Annotated in this window: 20 protein-coding genes; all 20 read right to left on the bottom strand. The window is 43.1% G+C overall.

Annotated features, from left to right (window positions below):
• Position 1 precedes the first annotated feature (1 nt).
• The 20 genes from C509_RS0105070 to terS all read right to left on the bottom strand — a co-directional run bounded on the left by C509_RS0105070 (position 2) and on the right by terS (position 18,513).
• Positions 2-259 (bottom strand): hypothetical protein, encoded by a 258-nt coding sequence (locus C509_RS0105070; protein ID WP_018705832.1) that lies wholly within the window; start codon positions 257-259, stop codon positions 2-4.
• A gap of 8 nt (positions 260-267) precedes the next feature.
• Positions 268-1,278: an XkdQ/YqbQ family protein gene (locus C509_RS0105065; RefSeq protein WP_018705831.1), complete on the bottom strand. Its 1,011-nt coding sequence runs from the start codon at positions 1,276-1,278 to the stop codon at positions 268-270.
• Between the two features lie 3 nt (positions 1,279-1,281).
• Positions 1,282-1,905, bottom strand: a complete 624-nt coding sequence (locus C509_RS0105060; protein ID WP_018705830.1) for a LysM peptidoglycan-binding domain-containing protein — start codon at positions 1,903-1,905, stop codon at positions 1,282-1,284.
• A gap of 14 nt (positions 1,906-1,919) precedes the next feature.
• Positions 1,920-5,531 (bottom strand): tape measure protein, encoded by a 3,612-nt coding sequence (locus C509_RS25025; RefSeq protein WP_018705829.1) that lies wholly within the window; start codon positions 5,529-5,531, stop codon positions 1,920-1,922.
• 164 nt (positions 5,532-5,695) lie between these two features.
• Positions 5,696-6,187 carry a phage tail assembly chaperone gene (locus C509_RS0105045; protein ID WP_018705827.1) on the bottom strand — a complete coding sequence of 164 codons (492 nt, stop codon included), beginning with the start codon at positions 6,185-6,187 and terminating at the stop codon, positions 5,696-5,698.
• A gap of 14 nt (positions 6,188-6,201) precedes the next feature.
• Positions 6,202-6,639: a phage tail tube protein gene (locus C509_RS0105040; RefSeq protein WP_018705826.1), complete on the bottom strand. Its 438-nt coding sequence runs from the start codon at positions 6,637-6,639 to the stop codon at positions 6,202-6,204.
• 14 nt (positions 6,640-6,653) lie between these two features.
• Positions 6,654-8,045, bottom strand: a complete 1,392-nt coding sequence (locus tag C509_RS0105035) for a phage tail sheath subtilisin-like domain-containing protein (RefSeq protein ID WP_018705825.1) — start codon at positions 8,043-8,045, stop codon at positions 6,654-6,656.
• Positions 8,046-8,048: 3 nt separating this feature from the next.
• Complete coding sequence (locus C509_RS0105030; RefSeq protein WP_018705824.1) at positions 8,049-8,249, bottom strand: YqzN/YkzM domain-containing protein; 201 nt, start codon at positions 8,247-8,249, stop codon at positions 8,049-8,051.
• Positions 8,242-9,078 carry a hypothetical protein gene (locus C509_RS23390; protein ID WP_018705823.1) on the bottom strand — a complete coding sequence of 279 codons (837 nt, stop codon included), beginning with the start codon at positions 9,076-9,078 and terminating at the stop codon, positions 8,242-8,244. The genes C509_RS0105030 and C509_RS23390 overlap by 8 nt, the downstream gene beginning before the upstream one ends.
• Positions 9,078-9,497 carry a hypothetical protein gene (locus C509_RS0105020; RefSeq protein WP_018705822.1) on the bottom strand — a complete coding sequence of 140 codons (420 nt, stop codon included), beginning with the start codon at positions 9,495-9,497 and terminating at the stop codon, positions 9,078-9,080. Before C509_RS0105020 ends, C509_RS23390 begins: the two co-directional genes overlap by 1 nt.
• Entirely contained in the window at positions 9,498-9,878 is a 381-nt protein-coding gene (locus C509_RS0105015) for a hypothetical protein (protein ID WP_018705821.1), read from the bottom strand.
• A gap of 1 nt (position 9,879) precedes the next feature.
• Positions 9,880-10,239, bottom strand: coding sequence for a hypothetical protein (locus tag C509_RS23385; RefSeq protein ID WP_018705820.1), 360 nt, complete (start codon positions 10,237-10,239; stop codon positions 9,880-9,882).
• Between the two features lie 14 nt (positions 10,240-10,253).
• Positions 10,254-11,309: a phage major capsid protein gene (locus C509_RS0105005; RefSeq protein WP_018705819.1), complete on the bottom strand. Its 1,056-nt coding sequence runs from the start codon at positions 11,307-11,309 to the stop codon at positions 10,254-10,256.
• Between the two features lie 14 nt (positions 11,310-11,323).
• Complete coding sequence (locus tag C509_RS0105000) at positions 11,324-11,719, bottom strand: DUF2190 family protein (protein ID WP_018705818.1); 396 nt, start codon at positions 11,717-11,719, stop codon at positions 11,324-11,326.
• A 13-nt stretch (positions 11,720-11,732) separates the two neighbouring features.
• On the bottom strand, positions 11,733-12,920 hold the full coding sequence (locus C509_RS0104995; RefSeq protein ID WP_018705817.1) for a hypothetical protein: 1,188 nt from the start codon (positions 12,918-12,920) through the stop codon (positions 11,733-11,735).
• A gap of 40 nt (positions 12,921-12,960) precedes the next feature.
• Positions 12,961-13,176: a hypothetical protein gene (locus C509_RS0104990; protein WP_018705816.1), complete on the bottom strand. Its 216-nt coding sequence runs from the start codon at positions 13,174-13,176 to the stop codon at positions 12,961-12,963.
• Positions 13,177-13,179: 3 nt separating this feature from the next.
• On the bottom strand, positions 13,180-14,688 hold the full coding sequence (locus C509_RS25020) for a hypothetical protein (RefSeq protein ID WP_018705815.1): 1,509 nt from the start codon (positions 14,686-14,688) through the stop codon (positions 13,180-13,182).
• Between the two features lie 4 nt (positions 14,689-14,692).
• Complete coding sequence (locus tag C509_RS0104980) at positions 14,693-16,201, bottom strand: phage portal protein (protein WP_018705814.1); 1,509 nt, start codon at positions 16,199-16,201, stop codon at positions 14,693-14,695.
• Positions 16,194-17,621, bottom strand: coding sequence for an AAA family ATPase (locus tag C509_RS0104975; RefSeq protein WP_018705813.1), 1,428 nt, complete (start codon positions 17,619-17,621; stop codon positions 16,194-16,196). The genes C509_RS0104980 and C509_RS0104975 overlap by 8 nt, the downstream gene beginning before the upstream one ends.
• A complete protein-coding gene (gene terS / locus C509_RS0104970) occupies positions 17,611-18,513 on the bottom strand; it encodes a phage terminase small subunit (RefSeq protein WP_018705812.1) in 903 nt (300 codons plus the stop codon). Before terS ends, C509_RS0104975 begins: the two co-directional genes overlap by 11 nt.
• Positions 18,514-18,518: the final 5 nt, after the last annotated feature.

Genomic DNA, 18,518 nt, shown 5'->3' with positions numbered 1-18,518 from the left:
CCTATTCCACCTTTCCTAAAACAACGAAATAGTCACCACATGGTATGCAAACAACACGATCTCCTGTTGTGATCGGTTGTCCAGTCTGCAAAACTAAAAAATCCCCCTGAGGGATTTCATCTTCGATTGAGTCTATATAAATGCCGCTGCCGGTCATTGTCCCAAGCATATTATTTTGACTGTTCACACTGAAAACTTTTTGAGACTGTGAACGCATCGCTTTAACTAGCTTTACGACTCCTTCATTTTCATGGGCCATTAAATCACCTACTTAAACACAATCTTCATTGAAAGGTTTTTGATGTCGTGATTGATACTTTTGACGATTAACTTTGCCGGATTTTTAGCACTTCCAACGGTTCCGCCATGCACCATTACAAGGTCCCCTTTTTTAATGAACGGAACATCAGGATGGTTTAATTCACGAGTCTTCTCAACCTTGCCCTCATCTTTTAATATCTGCTTGGCTTCTTTTCTTGCTTCAGAAAGGTTCTTTCCATCCGTATAAACTAGCCTTTGCAGGACGCCGTATTCAGTTTTTCCATCAAGGGTTTCAGTCAACTTAGCTTTGGCATTTTTATCTTTATCGTTGGTCCGATAGATTCGGACACGTGTCACAAGTTTCCTAATACTGTGGTGATCCTCGAGTTCCTCAAGATAGTCTTTTTCACTTAAAATATAGACCGTAGTATTTGTACCAGCTCTAATGACAGCTATTTCACCTTCGATACAACGGATCACATAATCATCATCGCCTTTCTTCTTGCTTTCGGTTATGGTGTCTTGAATGATTTCAGTTACTGTTAACTTATTATCATATGCCTTGGCAGGAAGCTTTTTGTGAGGGCCGTCTAGCTTTTTAATTACTCGATTCCGCCACCTTGCTATTAAACGCTTCGCTAAACTGGCTCCAGTCTCATTCTTCCTGCGGTAGATGTTTACCTCAGACACTTGATAACGATAATTCATGTCAAAAGCGATAATCGTCACATTCATTTTAGCTGCAGAAGTAATCCAATCGTAAATCCGACCACGAAAAACCTCTTGCCACGCACCACCTGCTTTGGCATGCACATAGACAAAGTTCCCAACATACAACTGTTTGTGAAGCCAAGCATTTCCAACTTTTTCGTTTTTCACTGTAAAAGACAGCCTAGCAGCAACCTCCCCGTCGTTTTCTTCCAGATTGCAAGAATCAGTGAGTGCTTGGTCAAGTGTAAATATATTGCCGTTTGGGGTTTTTACTCTGATCCTGTATTCAACTTTTGCTAGATCCATATATTACCACCCGCTTGGCAAGGTGAATTTTTCACCCGGATAGATTAAATGAGGATTCTTACTTCTACTCTTTGATTTATTGATTGCCCACATTTCCTTCCAGCGTATACCTTTACCAGTGTATCGCTTAGAAATGTTCCAAAGGTTATCTCCCTTTTTGACTGTATATACTCGGGGTTTAGGCTTACTAGCAGGACGCTTTTTCACCTTTTGTTTTGTCTGGCGCACTACCATGCTTCTATACTCTTTTAAAGTAATGGTATATGTGATTGTAGGGCCGTTGTAACTTGGGCTAAATTCCTCGATAAAAACATCAATATTCCAAGGGGTCCCGGTAATAATAAGCTTCAACTTTTTTCGGTCTGCTTTTTGCCATGACTTGATCTGCTTGATAAGGCTATTTGCACTTGTCTTACTCTCTTTTTTCGGTACGTGGATTAAACTACTTGGCAGTATACCCTTAAATGATAGAGTAATTGGATTGGACCCTCGGGGGATTTCACTATCCCCAATCTTTACATGGGAATAGTGAATCGTTTTTGCCCCCATTGATACATCCAGTCCCTCAGGAGTAACCGGGAATATCAATGTTTTTTTATTCGAAGGGTCTATTAAAGAGAATCTCATTGCATCACCTTCTTTTATGTTGCTGGCATATTTGGTGCGATTCGTTCAACCTTGTCAGCAATGATACCCGCTACTTTATCCGCAATCCTTGTCGCTAAATCATCAGGATCATCTTGTTCTCCACCTTGGACAACTACGGTGACGTGTGTATCACCAATTTCTATTGATGTGTTGTTCCCGCCAACAACTTGTCCTGATTGAGCAGGATTAACATCATCAAATCCTATGCCATCAGCATATGCCGGGACATCCATCAATTTTGCTGTCTTATGATGAGGCATGACTTTTGTTCCGCGCGGTAAATTGACAAGTGTGTCTGTAGCAGGAGATAATGCCATTTTGCCGTCTGGGTATCTTATCAACTCAGAGCCGCCACCGTCACCAACGATTGCAGGGCCACCGGGATGGAAATCAGTACCAGTTGCATACCTTCTGAACAACCTCAATGGATTGAAACTTGGCAAGCTCGGTACAGATATTCTTGGCGTTGGAACGTTGTTTATTCTGGATGCCAAGTTATTAAGAGCCGATTTAACTGCTGCTGCTCCACCTTGGATCCCGTTGATTGACGCTACCCAGCCAGAAGCTTGGCCCAGATAACTGGCAAGTGTGCTCATGTTGTGATGGATGGGACCTGCATTTTCAGGAATTGGCTGAAATGCGCCAACCACCCATCCAGATGCTTCACCTAAATAGGTTGTCAAAGTGGACAGATTATGGTTAACAGCTGCCCCATGCTCTTGCATAGGATATAGACCTTCAACAACCCAGCCGGACGCTTGACCAAGATATTCAGATAACGTGTTCATGTTATGACTTACATTAGCCGAACCTTCGGATAGAGGATATAATCCCTCTACTATCCACCCAGATGCTTGGGCTAGATAATCAGACAGGGTTGACATATTGTGACCGATATTCGCAGACACCTCTTGTAACGGATAGAGTCCTTCAATCACCCATCCAGATGCTTGGGCCAAGTATTCCGAAAGAGTACTCATATTGTGTCCAATTGATGCTGCACCCTCCTGCAATGGCATCAGACCCTCCACTACCCAACCAGATGCTTGTCCTAAATACTCGGATAAGGTAGATATATTATGACTCAATCCAGCCCCTGCACCTTCTAATGGTTGAAAGGCTCCAACCACCCAGCCAGATGCATTTCCTAGGTGCATCTTCAACGTTTCAATGTTATGAATAACTCCTTGCATTTGGGCATCCATCGGGCCGGTTGTCCCTGAGAAACCCATGGCTTTTAAATCAGGAACATACTTAGATGCTGATGGGTGATTGCTGGTAGTATTTAACTTCATTCCAGGAGGTAATCTTTCCTCGTTCTCCAATTCAGCTGCAACAGCTGATTTCTTACTGCCCGGCCCATCTATACCGAGCATTTTGTAAATCCAACCTTGCCTATAGTCATCATGAAACTCCTGTTTCATCGGATTTCTAAACGGATTAGAAAGTAGCCCCTTATCTTTTACATCACCTGGTTTGTGGCCGAAAAGCCAGTCACCAAAACTCGTGTCAATTGACTTATATGTCATAAAAGTTCCCATTGGCCCGAGCACCTTGCCTAACCAAGGGAATAACCCTTTCCCTCCTGCAGCCGCTTTAGGGATTGATGGGGTCGATGATGCTGTCTTGGGAACTGGTGAGGTCTTAGGTGTTGATGAAGATGGAGAAAATGGCCTTCCATGTTGATCAACTATAACTGGACCTTTAGGTTGTGATGATTGTGATTGTTTTGAAGTTGATATAGAACGTCCATGTTGATCAACGATTACAGGTCCTTTAGGCTGGGATGGTTTTGAAGTATCAGTACTAGTAGTTTTGGTATTTGTTGCAACAGTACCTCCACCCCCACTTCCTCCTTTTCCGCCACCTGGCATCATAGATTTAATCCACTTTATAGGAGTTGTCAATAACTTAAACGGGCTGAGTATCTTTGATAGTGCCCCAAGAACTAAAGCATCTACTAGAAATGCTCCTGCTGTACTTCCGAACCCATTACCTTTGAATGGATCCGTTGCACCCTTCAAGTTAATTTCTCCGATTTTTTTAGCGATTTGCAAAGCTAAGTCTCCTGCATCTAGTCCATCGAGAAAGCCTTTAACAAAACTGGACCCTGCTTCAAAGCCAGCAGAAACAAAAGAGTTACCGCCTTCTTTCGAATCAACTCCAAGCATTCCAAGAATGGCACGGTTGATAATCTCTCCAAACTCTGTCCCTATTTTCTCAGAAAGACCGGTGATTTGTTTACGACCTTTTTCCTCCCACCATTCCGAAAACACGTTGTTAGCTGTCTCGATTACAAACGCAACTTTTGTCGAAAACGAAATTTCTTTAGCTTTAGGTAACTTCTCTGCAAGATCTTCCGGTAAATACTTGTTAACATCTGCAAATTTGTTTAGTTCCTCTTTCGAAGGGAAAAATACTTTACGCAAAAAACCTATGGCGCTACTTCCCTTTTCGATAGCAAATCCAGCGACTTTCTCCCCATATTTTTCAAAAGCATTTCCCATCTCTTTGATACCTTCAGAATTTTCACTTCTCCATTCACGGAACTTTTTAAGGGCAGGAGTTAAAGCTTTTGAAAGGCCATCACCCCATCGAGCGACCATATTATTTAGGAAAAACACTTTGGCTCCAAGCAACAGGTTTTGAAGGTTTCCGGACATCTTTTCCATCATTCCGTCAAAGCGTTGGAACTCTTTTTCAGCTAATTTCCATTTTTTCGCAATAGACATTGGGGCTTCAGCCAAGTCCTCAAGCCTCTGCCTAGCTGCACCATCAATGGCACCCAATTCTTGCAAACGAGCAGCCGCTTCACCGATTTTTCGTCCGGATGCCATACCATCGTACATACGGCCCATCCATAGAGCTGTATTTTCAAAATCATTTTGTGTACCAGCTGCAATGTCCCCAACCATTGTCAATCCTTTTCCAGTAGACAGGGCTCCTTTTGTAAATACTTCAAGGATTCGACTTGATTTATAGATTTCGTCACGGGTATACGGTGTCATTCCGGCAAATTCTGTTAATTCGGTTATCCGTTGATCAGCCTTTTGTTTACTCCCTAACAATACTTCGAATGCAGTAGTAACACTCTGCCGGTCCATCTTGATTTTAAGAGGTAGGACCACACCTGCACCTATTCCTCCTGCAGCTCCTACCAATCCGAGAGTGGAAGAGGCGGCACTCATGATTCCACGTAAAGGACGGGTTACCATATCAACGGCCCGCAAGGTGATACTGTATGTTTTACCAGCGAAACTACTGGCCATCGAGCTTGCACTCCTGATGATATGCGATGCTCTATCTACTGCACGTAAAGTTAATTCCCATTTCCGGCCAGACAAATCCCTCAGTCTGTCTCTAGTCCGCTGTACGACACTTTGGAACCTGGACACTTGTCCCTCAGATCTGCTTGCGGATCCGCCAATTTTTTCAACGCCTTTTGCAGCATTCTGAGCACTGTTACCCAGTTCGGACATCCCTTTTCCGGAACGCTTTGCCGATTTCTCTAGGCTTTCAATATCTCTCTTTGCTTTGTCTAGCCCCTTGCTATAATTGTCCTTCGTCTCAATTGGAATCTCAATCCGATATATCTCTTTGGCCACCTACTTCCCTCCCTTCGTTTGTCGTTTTATTGCTTGACGCTCTTCTTGTTCTCGCTTTAGTTGCTCTTGCATTGATAGAAATGCAAATTTTTGTATGCTTTTCGGTTTGCTCATGATTTCGTCGGGCAATTTACCCGTCCGTTGAAAAATCTCATGCAGGAGGGTTAGCTTTCCTCCTGCTTCGATGAGTTTTTTATGATTTCGTCCGTTTCGTCGTTATAGCCGCTAATTTCATCGATTTTGTCGATAATGGCCTTTTTCTCTCCCGCCTTTAACACTTTATCAATGAGATCAGGTCCATTTACCACATTCAGTGCTCTCCAAGCTTCTTTGTTATTCCAAAGCTTCTTCCGGTCTTCTTCAGCAGTTGCATGATAAATCAGCAGCGAACGAAATCGAGTGATATCCGTTTCTTCTGCAATCTTAACGCCACCAAGGTTTTTTGCTTTCTTGAACTTTGTGGCCTGATCCTGCAGGTCTTGATACTGCTTTTCGGTTAGACCTCGAATATCAAATGAGAAATAAACTTTTCCATTCCTAGCTATTTCAATCGCCACTGTATCATCTTGTTGGTCTTCGAAAGCACCAAGAAGGCCGCGAAGTACGTCATCTTCAACGGCCAGTAATTCCTCTTGATTCATCTTTTCTTCAGTCATGTTTTATCCTCCCGTTAACTAGCGCGCAAAACGCCAGTGAAGTTTAGTTGTGGCATTTTCTGCCCTTTCTTAAATGCGTTCAAGATTTTTACGAGCAATCTGTCCCTTACAACCGTTTCAGTAAAAGTAAGGGTGAATGTGTATCCTGTAGTAATCCCCCAGACTACCATTCCGGCGGCAGGTTGGTAATCGGTCGTATTAAAGTTCATTTGGGCTTGGAACGTATTCACTTCAGCTAAGAAATTACCGTCTCCGTCATACAACTCACCGTCTTTTCCTTGCAGAATGTTCCGTGGATCAAATTCACCCGCATCAAGCTTTTCTTGTAACTCCGGGGGCATGTTGACGCGGAAACTCCATTCACGATTCATAATTTCTCCGGGTTGGACATTTACTACATCAATGGAGCCATCCGGTATACAGTTTCTAAATACGTAACGTCCATCTGACATGGGTTATTCCTCCTTTAATATCTAAATCCGAATGCAAGGTAAACTTTCTCAATTCCGTCAAGATCCACAAGGTTATCAAACTTGTACCATACAGAATCTCCTTGTGGTGGAGTAGATGGATCAATGATCATTTCCCCACTTTCTAATCCACCTTCCTGGATCATATTATTGATGATGCCATTTGCTAAAGTAATAAGATGTTGGCGACCATCGTTGTTATTGTCAATACCGGCACTCATTGCATTGGCAATTGTAAAGGCAATACGATCGATTAGCTCAAAGCGGGTACGAACGCGTCGAATCTTCTTCCATCCCTCGTCCTCATCAGTACCCGTTGAGACCAGTGTGTTGATTCCATAATCAATTTGAGCCACACCGTTGACACTTTCCGAGAACACCAACATTCCGTTTTTAGCAGCTTCAATATATTGAGATGGCGTCAGCTCCCCATAAACACCAGTAGAACCTTGGATTTCTTTCTTGGTCAGAGACGCCTTATAAATCCCGGACACCATTTCACCAAGCACTCGACCAGCAGCAAGGGCGCCATCTAATCCTGTGTCACCCACCGCATAACCATTGCCAACATAAACCATTGAAAAGTTATTAAAGGAACGAGCATTTTGAATACGAGTATTAAATGGAACATCGATCTTTTCCCCGACAACACCAATGATTCGAGAGCCTAACTGCAAGCTACGATTAATGTAAGCATTGAGGCTTGCATGAATAGCTGTATCCTCGGTATCAACTGTGATTCCGTCAAAAAACTTACGTTCCAAAATGCCAAAGGCATCTGTATAGTCTTTGGCGACAATATCTGGATCCGCTCCGCCAGTTAATCTTTCATTAACAATTGGAGCAAATGTGTCATTTCCTAATGCTTCAGCTGTAAAATATATACTTGTTGTATTAATCAAACTAGCTAACGTCTCAGCTTCATTGCTACCTTGAGCGAATGAGAATCTTTCAATCGCATGATTACCTTCATAGGCGATGAATTCTTTTTCACCTACATTGAGGGATTCTCTGATGGTGACGTTAAATTCACGGGAAGTCGGGTATTTCGTTTTGATTTTTAATAGATCAACACCCGTTGAATCTTTCAGCGAAAGTTCCGATGCTGTGCCACCTAAACCTGCACGCACAACGATTAACTCTGTTGCTCCACCAAGCAAAATCTGTTCTGCTACTTGGGCACCTTTTCCCGTTCCCAGCACTTCCTCGACTTTGTTTGCATCATCAATTGCAATTACTCTTTGTAGCGGACCCCAATTAGATTTAATAACAGCTGCAGCAATACCAGATGATCCACCCGCTTGAGGTGTCCCTCCATCGTTATACCAACGAACGTAAACACCAGGACGAACTTTCTGTTCCCCTAGTTTAAACATAGCTCCAATCATTCGTTACACCTTCCTCGTTTTAAAAGTTCGAATGGCCTTTTCCACTTCCGAACGGCTTAAATTTTCTTTATTTGCGATACGTAAAGCGCCGGCCACAACCTCTTGCGTTTCTCCAAATGATTTAGCGGCCTGCAATATTTCCTCATGTGAATAGGTCGTTTCAGGAATCTGCACAACTTTTTCACTTGCTTTTTTCTTAGCCAATAATCACACCTCCATGAGCCGGGTCTGCTTCGACTCTATTAATCTTTTCGTAAGGTATTTTCTCTTTCAAAATGCCATACCTGACATCCAGTTGGATTTGCCCCTGTTGAAATGGGTCATATCCACTATCAGCGGAAACATGCAAAAAACGCATCTTTGAGTTATCCGAAAGATACGTTTTGGCATCTAAAGCTAATTTTCTTGTAACTAATTCAGTCCACTCCTTGCGGACAGCGACTTCCGGAGCAATGATGTGGCCCCGAAGCCGCGCAGTGATCCAAGCACCCCAATTGGTCGGCTCAGTACCTTGCAAAGATGCCTGCCGCCAATAAAGAGCAGGTGTATCATCCGAAGGTGACCATGCAACTGGATTGGTTTGAAGGTTAGGGAATATTCTCTCAGTCCATTTTTTCATGCCATCAACGGGATCCGGCTCCACAGCTTTATGCAATAGCCAAGCAAGAGAAAACACTTGGAAACGCAAGCCTCTAGTCAAAGCATCCCATTCCTTATCCACTATGTCTTCACTGGCTGTGCCAATGTACTCGATGTAGTGAGGTACCGCTTTGACATCAAACCGTTTGCGATGCAGAGCAGAAATGACCTCTTGCGAAAGATCATCAACTCTCCGGAATGAGGTTCGTTTGACGTAAGGCCACACCTCATAAAAAGTGGTGAAATCAGCATATGGCTCACCTGTGTTTTGAACTCCTTCCCTAAGTACTAAATGTGGCTTGGGTAATTCTGGACCAGCTGCGGACGGTTCCCAGACCTCCCCTTTGACGGTAAGTACATTTGCAACTAATATTTCTCTAAGCTCATCCCTCATTAGGAACTCTCCCAGTACCGTCGTACTTGCTGTTTGATCTTCGGCCAGTTTGAATCGGCCGTTGGTTCGACAATTGGATGGGGAGAGATACCTGGATGATTAACTCTTTTTGCAAAGATTTCTTCCCCTCCCGAAACAAAGCGTAATGCCTTCTTACTTTTGGGCCTAATCACATAAGATGGTGTACCGGTCTCTAGGTAAGTTCCCACCATCGAACCGTGAGCAAGAAATAGAGTGACCCCCCTTGCACTCTGATCGGCACCACCGTTTATGGTTCGTCGTGTATTTCCTGTTCTGTCAGTCCAAGGAGCATTGTTCTTAGCTTGTCTTTCCATATCTTTTCCAAGGTGATTCCCGAGTGAGTACATTCCTGCTATCTTTCTGTCGATATCTGATTTAATCTGATCTCCAAGACCCATTTAACCCACCTTCTCTAGTTCACATTGATAACTGACTATCTGACCGTTGATCGATTGCGGGTGGACAGCTATAACAATGAACTTCATGCCATTTACTTCGAATTCGTCTTTAACATTTGTCCCTGCTTGGATATCTGCTTCATAGTCTGCAAGAAGGCCATAATGCTGATCCACATGCTTTTCTCCTGCAAGGGTAGTCACCGTTTTAGGGAAGGCGGTTTTGGACGAAAAAATGCGAACAGTAAAAGGGCCTACGGGTAATTCGACTTCATCAATTGCACCGCCTGCCCTAATCTTTTCTGTTCGCTTAATGGTAATCGTCGTCGGATTTTGTGCGATATTCCATTTCGTATCCTTACGGCGTAGTTCAACGGGATTCATCTTAAATCACATCCGGCGCTTTGAATTTCAAGATTAAACCACTTATATTTTGCTCCTGCTCTTGCTTATATAAAGCGTCATACTGTTTGGCCATAGCTAAAGCAGCATTAATTGCAGTGGTTAAATTTACATATTTGTATCGCTCATTTCCGGCATGATATTCATCATAGTTGCCACGCTCTGCAGCAATCATCCCGGCCTTTTCTGTCCACCCTACAGACACAGCTTTATAAACATTTTGATATTCCTCATATATCTCCCACAAATCATCATCCGAAAAGCGGGTATCACTCTCTCCCCCGCCCTCCGGAATTACTTCATCGAGGAATCTCCTCATTTTTTTAATGATCTTTTCGTCCATTAGGCTTCACCGCCTTATTGTCCAGGTAAAGTAATCTCTTGGACATTCTCCTCGACTGCAGCAAAAACTCCACGCCAGAAGTCACCAACAACCTGTGATTCAACTAAACGAGTTAGATCGCCCATGGTTGCATTGATTTGCAAGCCTTGTTTGACAAGTTCTTTGAATCCACGTTTTGGACGAATCAAGAATGCCTTGCCCTCTGGAACTCCGTCATATACATACTGTTTCTTAGAAACCTGCGCTTCCCAACCATCGTAATAAATGATGTCATTGATTCCTGTTGTAGCCCCGTATGGCGTAGCTTGGAGCGTCATGCTGCCAAGCGCGTCTTGGATATCCTCTTTATTTGCAGAATTAGCCAGCAATACCGTTCCTGGGCGCTTAGCTGTTCTTGCATCCTTCAATGCTTGGCGAAGCGTGGCACGTAACGACAAGAGGTAATGAGCATCACTTGCAGTTCCCTTCGTACCATCAGGTTTTACATAAACGGGAGCGGTCTTATTATCGGATTTATACTTGTAATTAATGATTGGAGCAAGATGTAGGTGATTCAGCAACGCATTATGAGCCTCACCAAATGCTTTGTTCATTAATTCAAAGTTGAATGTTTGGTTGAATATTTGCATTTCCTTGGTGTACTCGAATCCAGCAGAGTAACCTTTGATGCGTGCAATCGGGCCCTGTTCGGCGAGTAAAGAACCGAACTTCACTTCCTCGCCTTCTAGGTGCTCAAAGAAGATAACCGTTCCATATTGAGCCCATTTCGCTTCGAACTCACGCGGGAAGTTTGGATCCTGCAATGTTTCATAGATTGGCTTATAAAGGACTGGTACATCCTCACGACCAAGTTCAACGTCAAGTACAACCTTTTGAAGTAGCTCTTTTCGAGATGTTTCGGAAGTCATCATTTCCCCGATTGGCTTCGACAGCTCATATGTCTCCATTTCGCCGTTTACGATTTTTTTCGTAACCTCAGCTTGTGATCCGTTAATAGAAAAAGGAACCACCGCTTCGATAGTCCCTTTACGTCGTTTTTCTTTCAGTGATTCGATTGAATGAATTCTCATGATTTATCCCCCTTCTAAACCTGTGGCCCCAGAATGAACCAGATGGTGTTATTTTTATCTTTGGCTGATGTAACACGGCCAACGAGGCGATTGTCAGTTTCCGTTTCGGTAAACTTGCCAGTCGCTTCATTCCAATAAATTGGAGTACCAACAGCAAAAGCCTGTGTTGTACTAATTTGGTCTGTTTCATATTCTGCCTGCTCTATGTTCAGACTGACCTCACCTGTTTCACCATCACCGGTTTTAACAGAGTGGAATGCTGCACCAAAAAAGCCATCCAACTGATAGAACTTGCCACTCTCAATCTCTGTTTTTTCAGGAACCGTTACCTTTACACTTTTTCCGTCAGAAACCTTTGCTCGATAAGCATAATGCACAGTGCTTGGGACTGGTTGTCCTTTATATGCCATTCAAATTACCTCCTTATAGCGAAATACGCTTTGTTTTTAACCCTTGAGGGGCTGTGTTTGTATTGGTACCACCAGAACCAACGCCAGCGGGTTGATCTGTATGATAAGAACTGATAATTCCCTTAACCACTCCATCAGCCAAGAAAGAATCCATCTCACCAGCAATCTGCTCTTTTGTAGCATCGGGAGCAAATCCTTTTTCGTGATAGGACCACATTTTGCCGATAGGTGTATTCGGGTCCTTGATATCCTTTTTAATGGCGTCAGATGTAATCTTAGTGTCGATCATTTCACCAATAATCCTTTCAAGCCCCGCTGTTTCTTGGGCTTTCAGTGCTTCAGCGGCACTTTTAGCCGCTGCGACAATATCCATTTCACCAGAAATGCCGAGCGCTTCCTCGACCTTTCTCAATTTGTCAGCGGAAGATGTAAGGTTATTCACCCAATTTGAATCAATATCAGCGGCTACCTCTTCAGGTTTCCAGCCCATTTCTCCCGCAATCATCGGGACAGTAATCTGCTTGTTTCCGAGCATTTGCTTTAATGCTTTTAATAGTTCCTCTGGCGTCATGCCAGCACCTCCTTCATGATTATCCATTTCACCGGAGGGACCTTGCCCTTCCAGGTCCCACATTTCACCGCTCATGGCAACAATGCGAGTGTTCATTCCTGCTCTGTCCAACGGCGTCCAGTCAATTGACATTGGCTCATATCCGACAACATTCGTTTCACCCGCCGCCCTTTGTAACTTCGGAATTCCGAAGATTGAAACCTGGCGAATGCGACCCGCTTTAATCCATCTCTTCAAGTCTTTGGCAGCCGCATCTACCACTCCACGAAAATAAGCAATCTCTCCTACCATCTTTGCCCCTACCCAATGGGTAACAGGCGGCAGGAATTGATTGCTTACATCCTCGGGTTTCTGGTGGCCAAGGAAACCATTTAATGTCTTGCTGTTGACAGCATCAACGATATTTTTTAACGAATTGGCGGTATAGTTCCATCCACGTTTCGATTTAGAAGCGGGGATTTCAACGACAACCTCTAACGGATCTTCATCACCCTTTTTCAGCTCATTGACATCAACACCTGGAGCAGGAGGGATATCATCCAGCCTCATCTCACCAGCGACATTGCCGAACAATTGAAAGATTTTCCTGTCATTGGTCGCCATCTCACCACAAATTAGCACTTTGTCCACTTTCTCACCTCCTTTTATGCATAATAAAAAAGCACCATTGTTAAGTGCTTTGTTCCAGGTCTCTTTTTTCTTTTTCAATTTCTTTTATTACTGCTGCTTTTTCTTCTGCAGAAAGATTGATTTCATTTACTTTTAACATATATTCCATTCTTTCAATGTTTTTCTGTTTCCTAAACTTCATATACTCATCAAAGGACATACCTTGTTTCATCATTTCTGGCCAATCTGGTATATTGTCCAATCCTTCTTCATGCATGGATTAATTCACCTTCTTATAGATTAGATTGTATTCTTTCGAAATTTCTTGGGTTACTTCGTGCACGAATTGATCCCAAACATCATATATAGATGAATCGTTTAGTTGGGGATATTTCTTAGCAATATTGTTATAAATCTTATCATACTTACTCCCGAAGAAGAATGCTTTCCATGAATGACTATAATTTTTACCATCTATCAGATATTTTGAACCATCAATGCATTCAAGCGTTAGTGCCCTTACAGATGGATATCTTATTATTTTATCAATATCTGAACTTGAAAATGTAGTTGTCGATGGATGATTATGTGCAAATATAATGCTTTTAGGTGGACTATTTTTAAGTAACTTTATGAACTCTTTATTTAAAATAACTTGATCTTCTGAATGGCCTTCTTGCTCAAACAAAACCTTCCCATCATCTACATTTAATAAAACTGCTTTTTCTCTTTTATTTGTCTTCATGAATTCGTTCAATTGTTGATGATGGTAGTTTAATTCATTAGAAGTTGTCTGAGAAACTGATAACTCTTGTGTCCAATTTATCGATTGATAGGAAATATGATTAGTTGACTTTATTTCTTTTTGATACCACTGCTCAATATCCGGTTGTGAAGAAGGATCCCTATTCCACTCAATCAACCGATCAACAAATGCATCTGTGTCCTCTAATACTTCCGACAAATAGCAAAGACAATTCGGGTGCGCTGGATAGTCTGGAAGGTTTTCAACTTTATAAACACCAGGACCTAATCCATCTTCATCATTTGCTGCGTTCTGCTTACAGACATCACATGCGTTCCCTGCATTTGACAGGCCCCATTGAATCCCTAAATTTGACGGATTTAATTCAGCCCCCTCTTTGACACCCTCTCCAAATGCAGCAGCCATTTCTGTCCGCGCAAGCCGCAACGACTCATAACTCAAATCCATCTTCAACGGCATGCGTTCCATCATGTTGGGGTATTCTACAACGAAAGTATTGGCTCCATCTCTGACGTACCGTTCTAGCAGTTCCGCTACTTTGACAGGGTGCTCGCCCTCTGCTATTGCTTGCTGCACAATCTGACCAATCGAGATTCTTACTTGTTGGCTCTTTTCCCAAATGCGATCAGACAGATTGAGACCTTTGATTGTCCGCTGTTTCATCTTCTCAACAACTGCGGTGTTTGCACGGAAGTATGCTCGTTCAATGGGTTTCCAGTCGATATGTGCTTTTTTCAGAAAGGATAGCGTTGCCTGCTTAGACTGATGCATTCCTGCCTCAACGCTAATCTTCAAACCTTCATCAAATAGTTTGATAAGTTTGTCCTCGACGGTTAAGGCTTCATTTCTCAAATGGTCATCGATCATTTCGATATACTGATAAGCTGTTCCTTCGAGTTCTCGTTTTTTGATTTCATCTGCGATGCTGTCAACAGAACCAATGTATATCTCTTTTATTTCCTTGCTTTGCCTCAAAAGCAGCTCAATCAGTTGCTTTCTAGCTTCCAACGATAGACGGTCCAATTACTTACACCGCCTTTTTATCCAAACTCTGCTTGATTTTACTCAACTGCTTTTCGAGAAAGGTTTCATCACCAAGCCTTGATCTCTCAAGTTTTGTCAAAGCGATTCGATCCTTCTCTCCCTCGATTTCCGGATCTTCAGTTTCATATTCGTTCATGGTTTCCACCAATTTAGCCAGATAACTAACAGCTGCTTCATGACTGATTATGTTGTTGTTGAGCGCTACTGTGAGGGCTTCCACAGTGATTTTCAGCTCTTCAGCAATTTCCTTACCATCTCTAGGATCAATTTTTTCCCACACAAGATCGTTGGCAAAGGTGGAAAATGACTTATTTTCAGATTGAGCGGTCATGGCCAGTACCATCCGGGCTAGTTGTTGCCAACTGCTTGTGAATTGATCCCTCTTCCGCTCGATGCTCCGCATCATGATTGGCATCTGCTCTTTGACAGATGAAAGACTTGATGGTGTATGAACACCGAAAATGAATTCAGGAATCTCCGAAGCATCGACAATACAGTAAAAGAGCAATTGCAGTAAGCCTTTTGCATCACCAGTAGCGGATCGAGCTTCAATAAATTCTGCATCATCTTCGGAAGTTAGAATTAGCATCTCCTGACCATCAAGATCGATGGTGTTCCCATCCTTGAAATACTTGGCCGGATCGGTAATACCAAAGTTGTTGGCTAGAAAAGCTTTTACATCCTTCAATTTCAACTTCAACCTTGGCGTGCTATGCATTTTCGAACCTTTAATTGCATGAAGAGTCACATCATGATAGGCCTTTAAAAAGGGTTCAATAGGTTCCAACTCACTTTTTCCAAACGCCGCGGTTTCGTCATCTTCATTTTTGAAATGAATAATCGGAATGAAGTCCCAAGGTGTCGTATGCTTACCAGGTTCAACACCTGGCGGAACCTCATCTCCATCAACTTCAATGACTCTTAGCCCTCGACTAATTGTTTGAATGATTTTTGCCTTCTTCTTGTAACCTTTATCATCTTCCCACTCAGTTTCGGATTCCAGGACATATTCTATTGGTTCATTGGTCAATGGATCCCGATTAATCTTTTTCACCATCTCCGGCGGCAGAATGTTGTATTTAAGAACCGTTGACAACTCTGGGTACAGACTTTTATCCTTTTCTTCCTCCCGCGTTATCCAAACAAAGCAATCACCTTCCCTCAGGGCATTTCTATGTGTATCCTGCATTTTGGAACGATTTGCCTTAGTGAAGGCGTCCAATATCTCCTTGGCTTCCTTATCACCAATGTTAAAGTCGGGAACGCCGATAAAGGCTGATTTGATATTGACGATGGGCTTAGCGAATCCGGCACCTAATTTATAGTTGTCATCCTCGTTATAGTAGAGACTTCTTGCCATTTTGTAATCAACCCGACTGCTATCAAGCTTATAAGTAGCACCGATTGTGCCAGTCACTATGCCAAATCGGGCCATAATACTATTGCGAAGCTTCGACATCTCCCCAACAACCTTGTTGTACCATCTAGCCATAGACTCTCACCCCTCTCAGTAGCGCAGCTGTTTCACTGTCAATCGATTCTTGACCAGTTTTCGCAAACGCCAAAACAAGAGCGTCTGCTCTGTCTGGTGAGCGCAATCCGCGCTTTTTCATTTCATCCTTGCTCTCCAATTGAATCTTCCCTTTCGATGTCACACGATACTTTCTAGTGGACAACTGGCCAATCAAGTCTTCATCATTTGGTATCTGTATTTCTCCATCATGGAGATAATCACGAATGGTTGCCCATGACTCAGAACCCCAGTTGAAATAGTGTTCGGGATTTAATGCCGCTCCACCGTTGTGACAATCAATCACATCGATGTATAGCCCCTCTTCGTAAACAATTTCTCGAAGTCTATCGGTAACACCACCGCCGACACCGTCGTCATCAATTTTGATAACACATGAAGGTCTTCCGTATTCGAGCATCAATTCTTTGGCAAGTTTGATGACATGCCCAGCTGTGGTCATTGTGTCCTGTTTGTTGTATGTCTTCAAAAATGGAACGAGATTACCAATACGAGGAATGATGGTAGTTTCATCATCACCGTAGCGGGCCACGTCAACACCGAACTCAAGCGCTGCTTCTTCTGGAATGATACGATTTCCGGATTCATCCATATAAACTTCTCGCATCGCCGCCGCTTCTACCTTTTCCAAATGGATAAAGGTATCAGGCTCCGACTTCGGAAACTCCCCGTAAACTCGGACACGAACTACGTCGCTATCCTCACCATACTTTCGGATAAGACGCTCAATATTTTCCTTAGATGCTCTGGAACTATCCCAGCTGCTCACCTTATGTGTCTTGTAATCAGCCCGATCTCGATGATGAGAATCATAAAAAACCCCGCTCGTTCGAGTAGGGTTGCCACACATCAGCAATTTGTTTTCAGCACCGGATAACGTTCCGAGAATGGCTTCCATGATATCGTCTGCCACACCGGAAGCCTCATCAACGATAAAAAGCATGTAATCTTCATGAAAGCCCTGCATGTTTTCCGGTTTAGTTGCAGTTCGAGCGGTTGCAAACCAGCGCTCTTCATTGCCGATCATATAGACTTTCGTCTTGGTCCATTTGAGGAAATTCTTTACCATTGAAGATTCAAGCCACTTGGCAATTTCAGCCCATAGTACATCGTTCAACTGTTGCCTAGTAGGAGCGGTACAAACTACCTTCGGATTCGGTCTGCAGCATAGGTACCAAATTGCTGATACAGCTTCCAGTCCAGTTTTTCCTACACCTTGGCCGGAACGAACAGAGACAAATGGATGAGCGGCAAGGTCATTCAAGACATTCCTTTGCCATTCATCGGGATAAAACTGTAATATGTCTTCGGCAAAGGCCACAGGATCATCCCAGTAAACATCAAGAAGGTCCACAAGCACGTTGTATGGTTTATTGCTCATTGCGCTTCACCTTACGTTTTTCTGCAACTTCTTTCAGTGCCGTTACCCAGTCATCTGCACTGCTATTGCTATTGTCATTACTGATATTCGCAATTTCAGCATTCAGTTTGTCAATGTTCGACTGTATTAACGATAGTTTCAACGGTTGCTCACCATACGACTTTTCAATGTCATGCTTTTGCTTAATCGCCTTGACAAGCTGGTTGGTGATCCGCGTCAAAGCCTCTTCGATGTTGAGGATATCGTCGATTTTCCTAAACTCTGTTTCTTCCACTTCTACAGTGACAAGTTTGTCTTTATGGATAGGAACTTTCTTCGAATTTCCAGTGTTATCGTCATGAACCTCAATAATTTCTTTAACGGTTCGCATCTCTTTGAGGATGCGACTTTCTTTTTCAGTCAGTCCATTTTCACGTTGTTTAATCCGTTTCATCATTCGTCGTTGCCGGATGGATAACTCCCGGATTGTAATATCGATCTGGTAGAGTGGGTCCGTTTCAATGGCTTCGAATAGTTCCTTTTCATCGTCATCAAGGTATTCCCACATTATCGTTTCATACTCTCCGGTAGTAACTGCATTCTTATTGCCTGATGGCGGACGACCTCCGGGGTTACCCCTAGCATTTTGATTGCCCTTTGGAGCACCTCCACCCCTGTTCCCCTTGGCATTCTGATTACCAGTTGGAGCACCGGAACGTTTAGGAGCGCTCCCTTTCGAAATAGGAGCGCTCCCTTTTGAATCTGTATCCCATTTGTCCTGGGATTTCCATTTTCGTACCGTACTTGCAGACACACCCAACTTTTCCGCAATGTCCACAAGCTTCATTTGTTTGCCACTGTCTAACCATATCTTTTTCGCTTTATCCCGTCTTGGGTCACGCGGTCTAGCCAACCTAC

Source organism: Siminovitchia fordii DSM 16014 = CIP 108821, assembly GCF_000374565.1.
Lineage (GTDB): Bacteria > Bacillota > Bacilli > Bacillales > Bacillaceae_C > Siminovitchia > Siminovitchia fordii.
Note: the sequence above shows the minus strand (reverse complement) of the source record. Positions and strands in the feature narration are given on the sequence as shown.

Bases quoted from the DNA above. Each gene is read 5' to 3' on its own strand.
- C509_RS0104990 (WP_018705816.1), bottom strand. From the start codon at position 13,176: ATGCATGAAGAAGGATTGGACAATATACCAGATTGGCCAGAAATGATG.
- C509_RS0105040 (WP_018705826.1), bottom strand. From the start codon at position 6,639: ATGTCAGATGGACGTTACGTATTTAGAAACTGTATACCGGATGGCTCC.
- C509_RS0105020 (WP_018705822.1), bottom strand. From the start codon at position 9,497: ATGGGTCTTGGAGATCAGATTAAATCAGATATCGACAGAAAGATAGCA.
- C509_RS0105015 (WP_018705821.1), bottom strand. From the start codon at position 9,878: ATGAATCCCGTTGAACTACGCCGTAAGGATACGAAATGGAATATCGCA.
- C509_RS0105060 (WP_018705830.1), bottom strand. From the start codon at position 1,905: ATGAGATTCTCTTTAATAGACCCTTCGAATAAAAAAACATTGATATTC.
- C509_RS0105000 (WP_018705818.1), bottom strand. From the start codon at position 11,719: ATGGCATATAAAGGACAACCAGTCCCAAGCACTGTGCATTATGCTTAT.
- C509_RS0105005 (WP_018705819.1), bottom strand. From the start codon at position 11,309: ATGAGAATTCATTCAATCGAATCACTGAAAGAAAAACGACGTAAAGGG.
- C509_RS0104980 (WP_018705814.1), bottom strand. From the start codon at position 16,201: ATGGCTAGATGGTACAACAAGGTTGTTGGGGAGATGTCGAAGCTTCGC.
- C509_RS0104975 (WP_018705813.1), bottom strand. From the start codon at position 17,621: ATGAGCAATAAACCATACAACGTGCTTGTGGACCTTCTTGATGTTTAC.
- C509_RS23385 (WP_018705820.1), bottom strand. From the start codon at position 10,239: ATGGACGAAAAGATCATTAAAAAAATGAGGAGATTCCTCGATGAAGTA.
- C509_RS0105035 (WP_018705825.1), bottom strand. From the start codon at position 8,045: ATGATTGGAGCTATGTTTAAACTAGGGGAACAGAAAGTTCGTCCTGGT.
- C509_RS23390 (WP_018705823.1), bottom strand. From the start codon at position 9,078: ATGAGGGATGAGCTTAGAGAAATATTAGTTGCAAATGTACTTACCGTC.
- C509_RS0105065 (WP_018705831.1), bottom strand. From the start codon at position 1,278: ATGGATCTAGCAAAAGTTGAATACAGGATCAGAGTAAAAACCCCAAAC.
- C509_RS0105070 (WP_018705832.1), bottom strand. From the start codon at position 259: ATGGCCCATGAAAATGAAGGAGTCGTAAAGCTAGTTAAAGCGATGCGT.
- C509_RS0105045 (WP_018705827.1), bottom strand. From the start codon at position 6,187: ATGACTGAAGAAAAGATGAATCAAGAGGAATTACTGGCCGTTGAAGAT.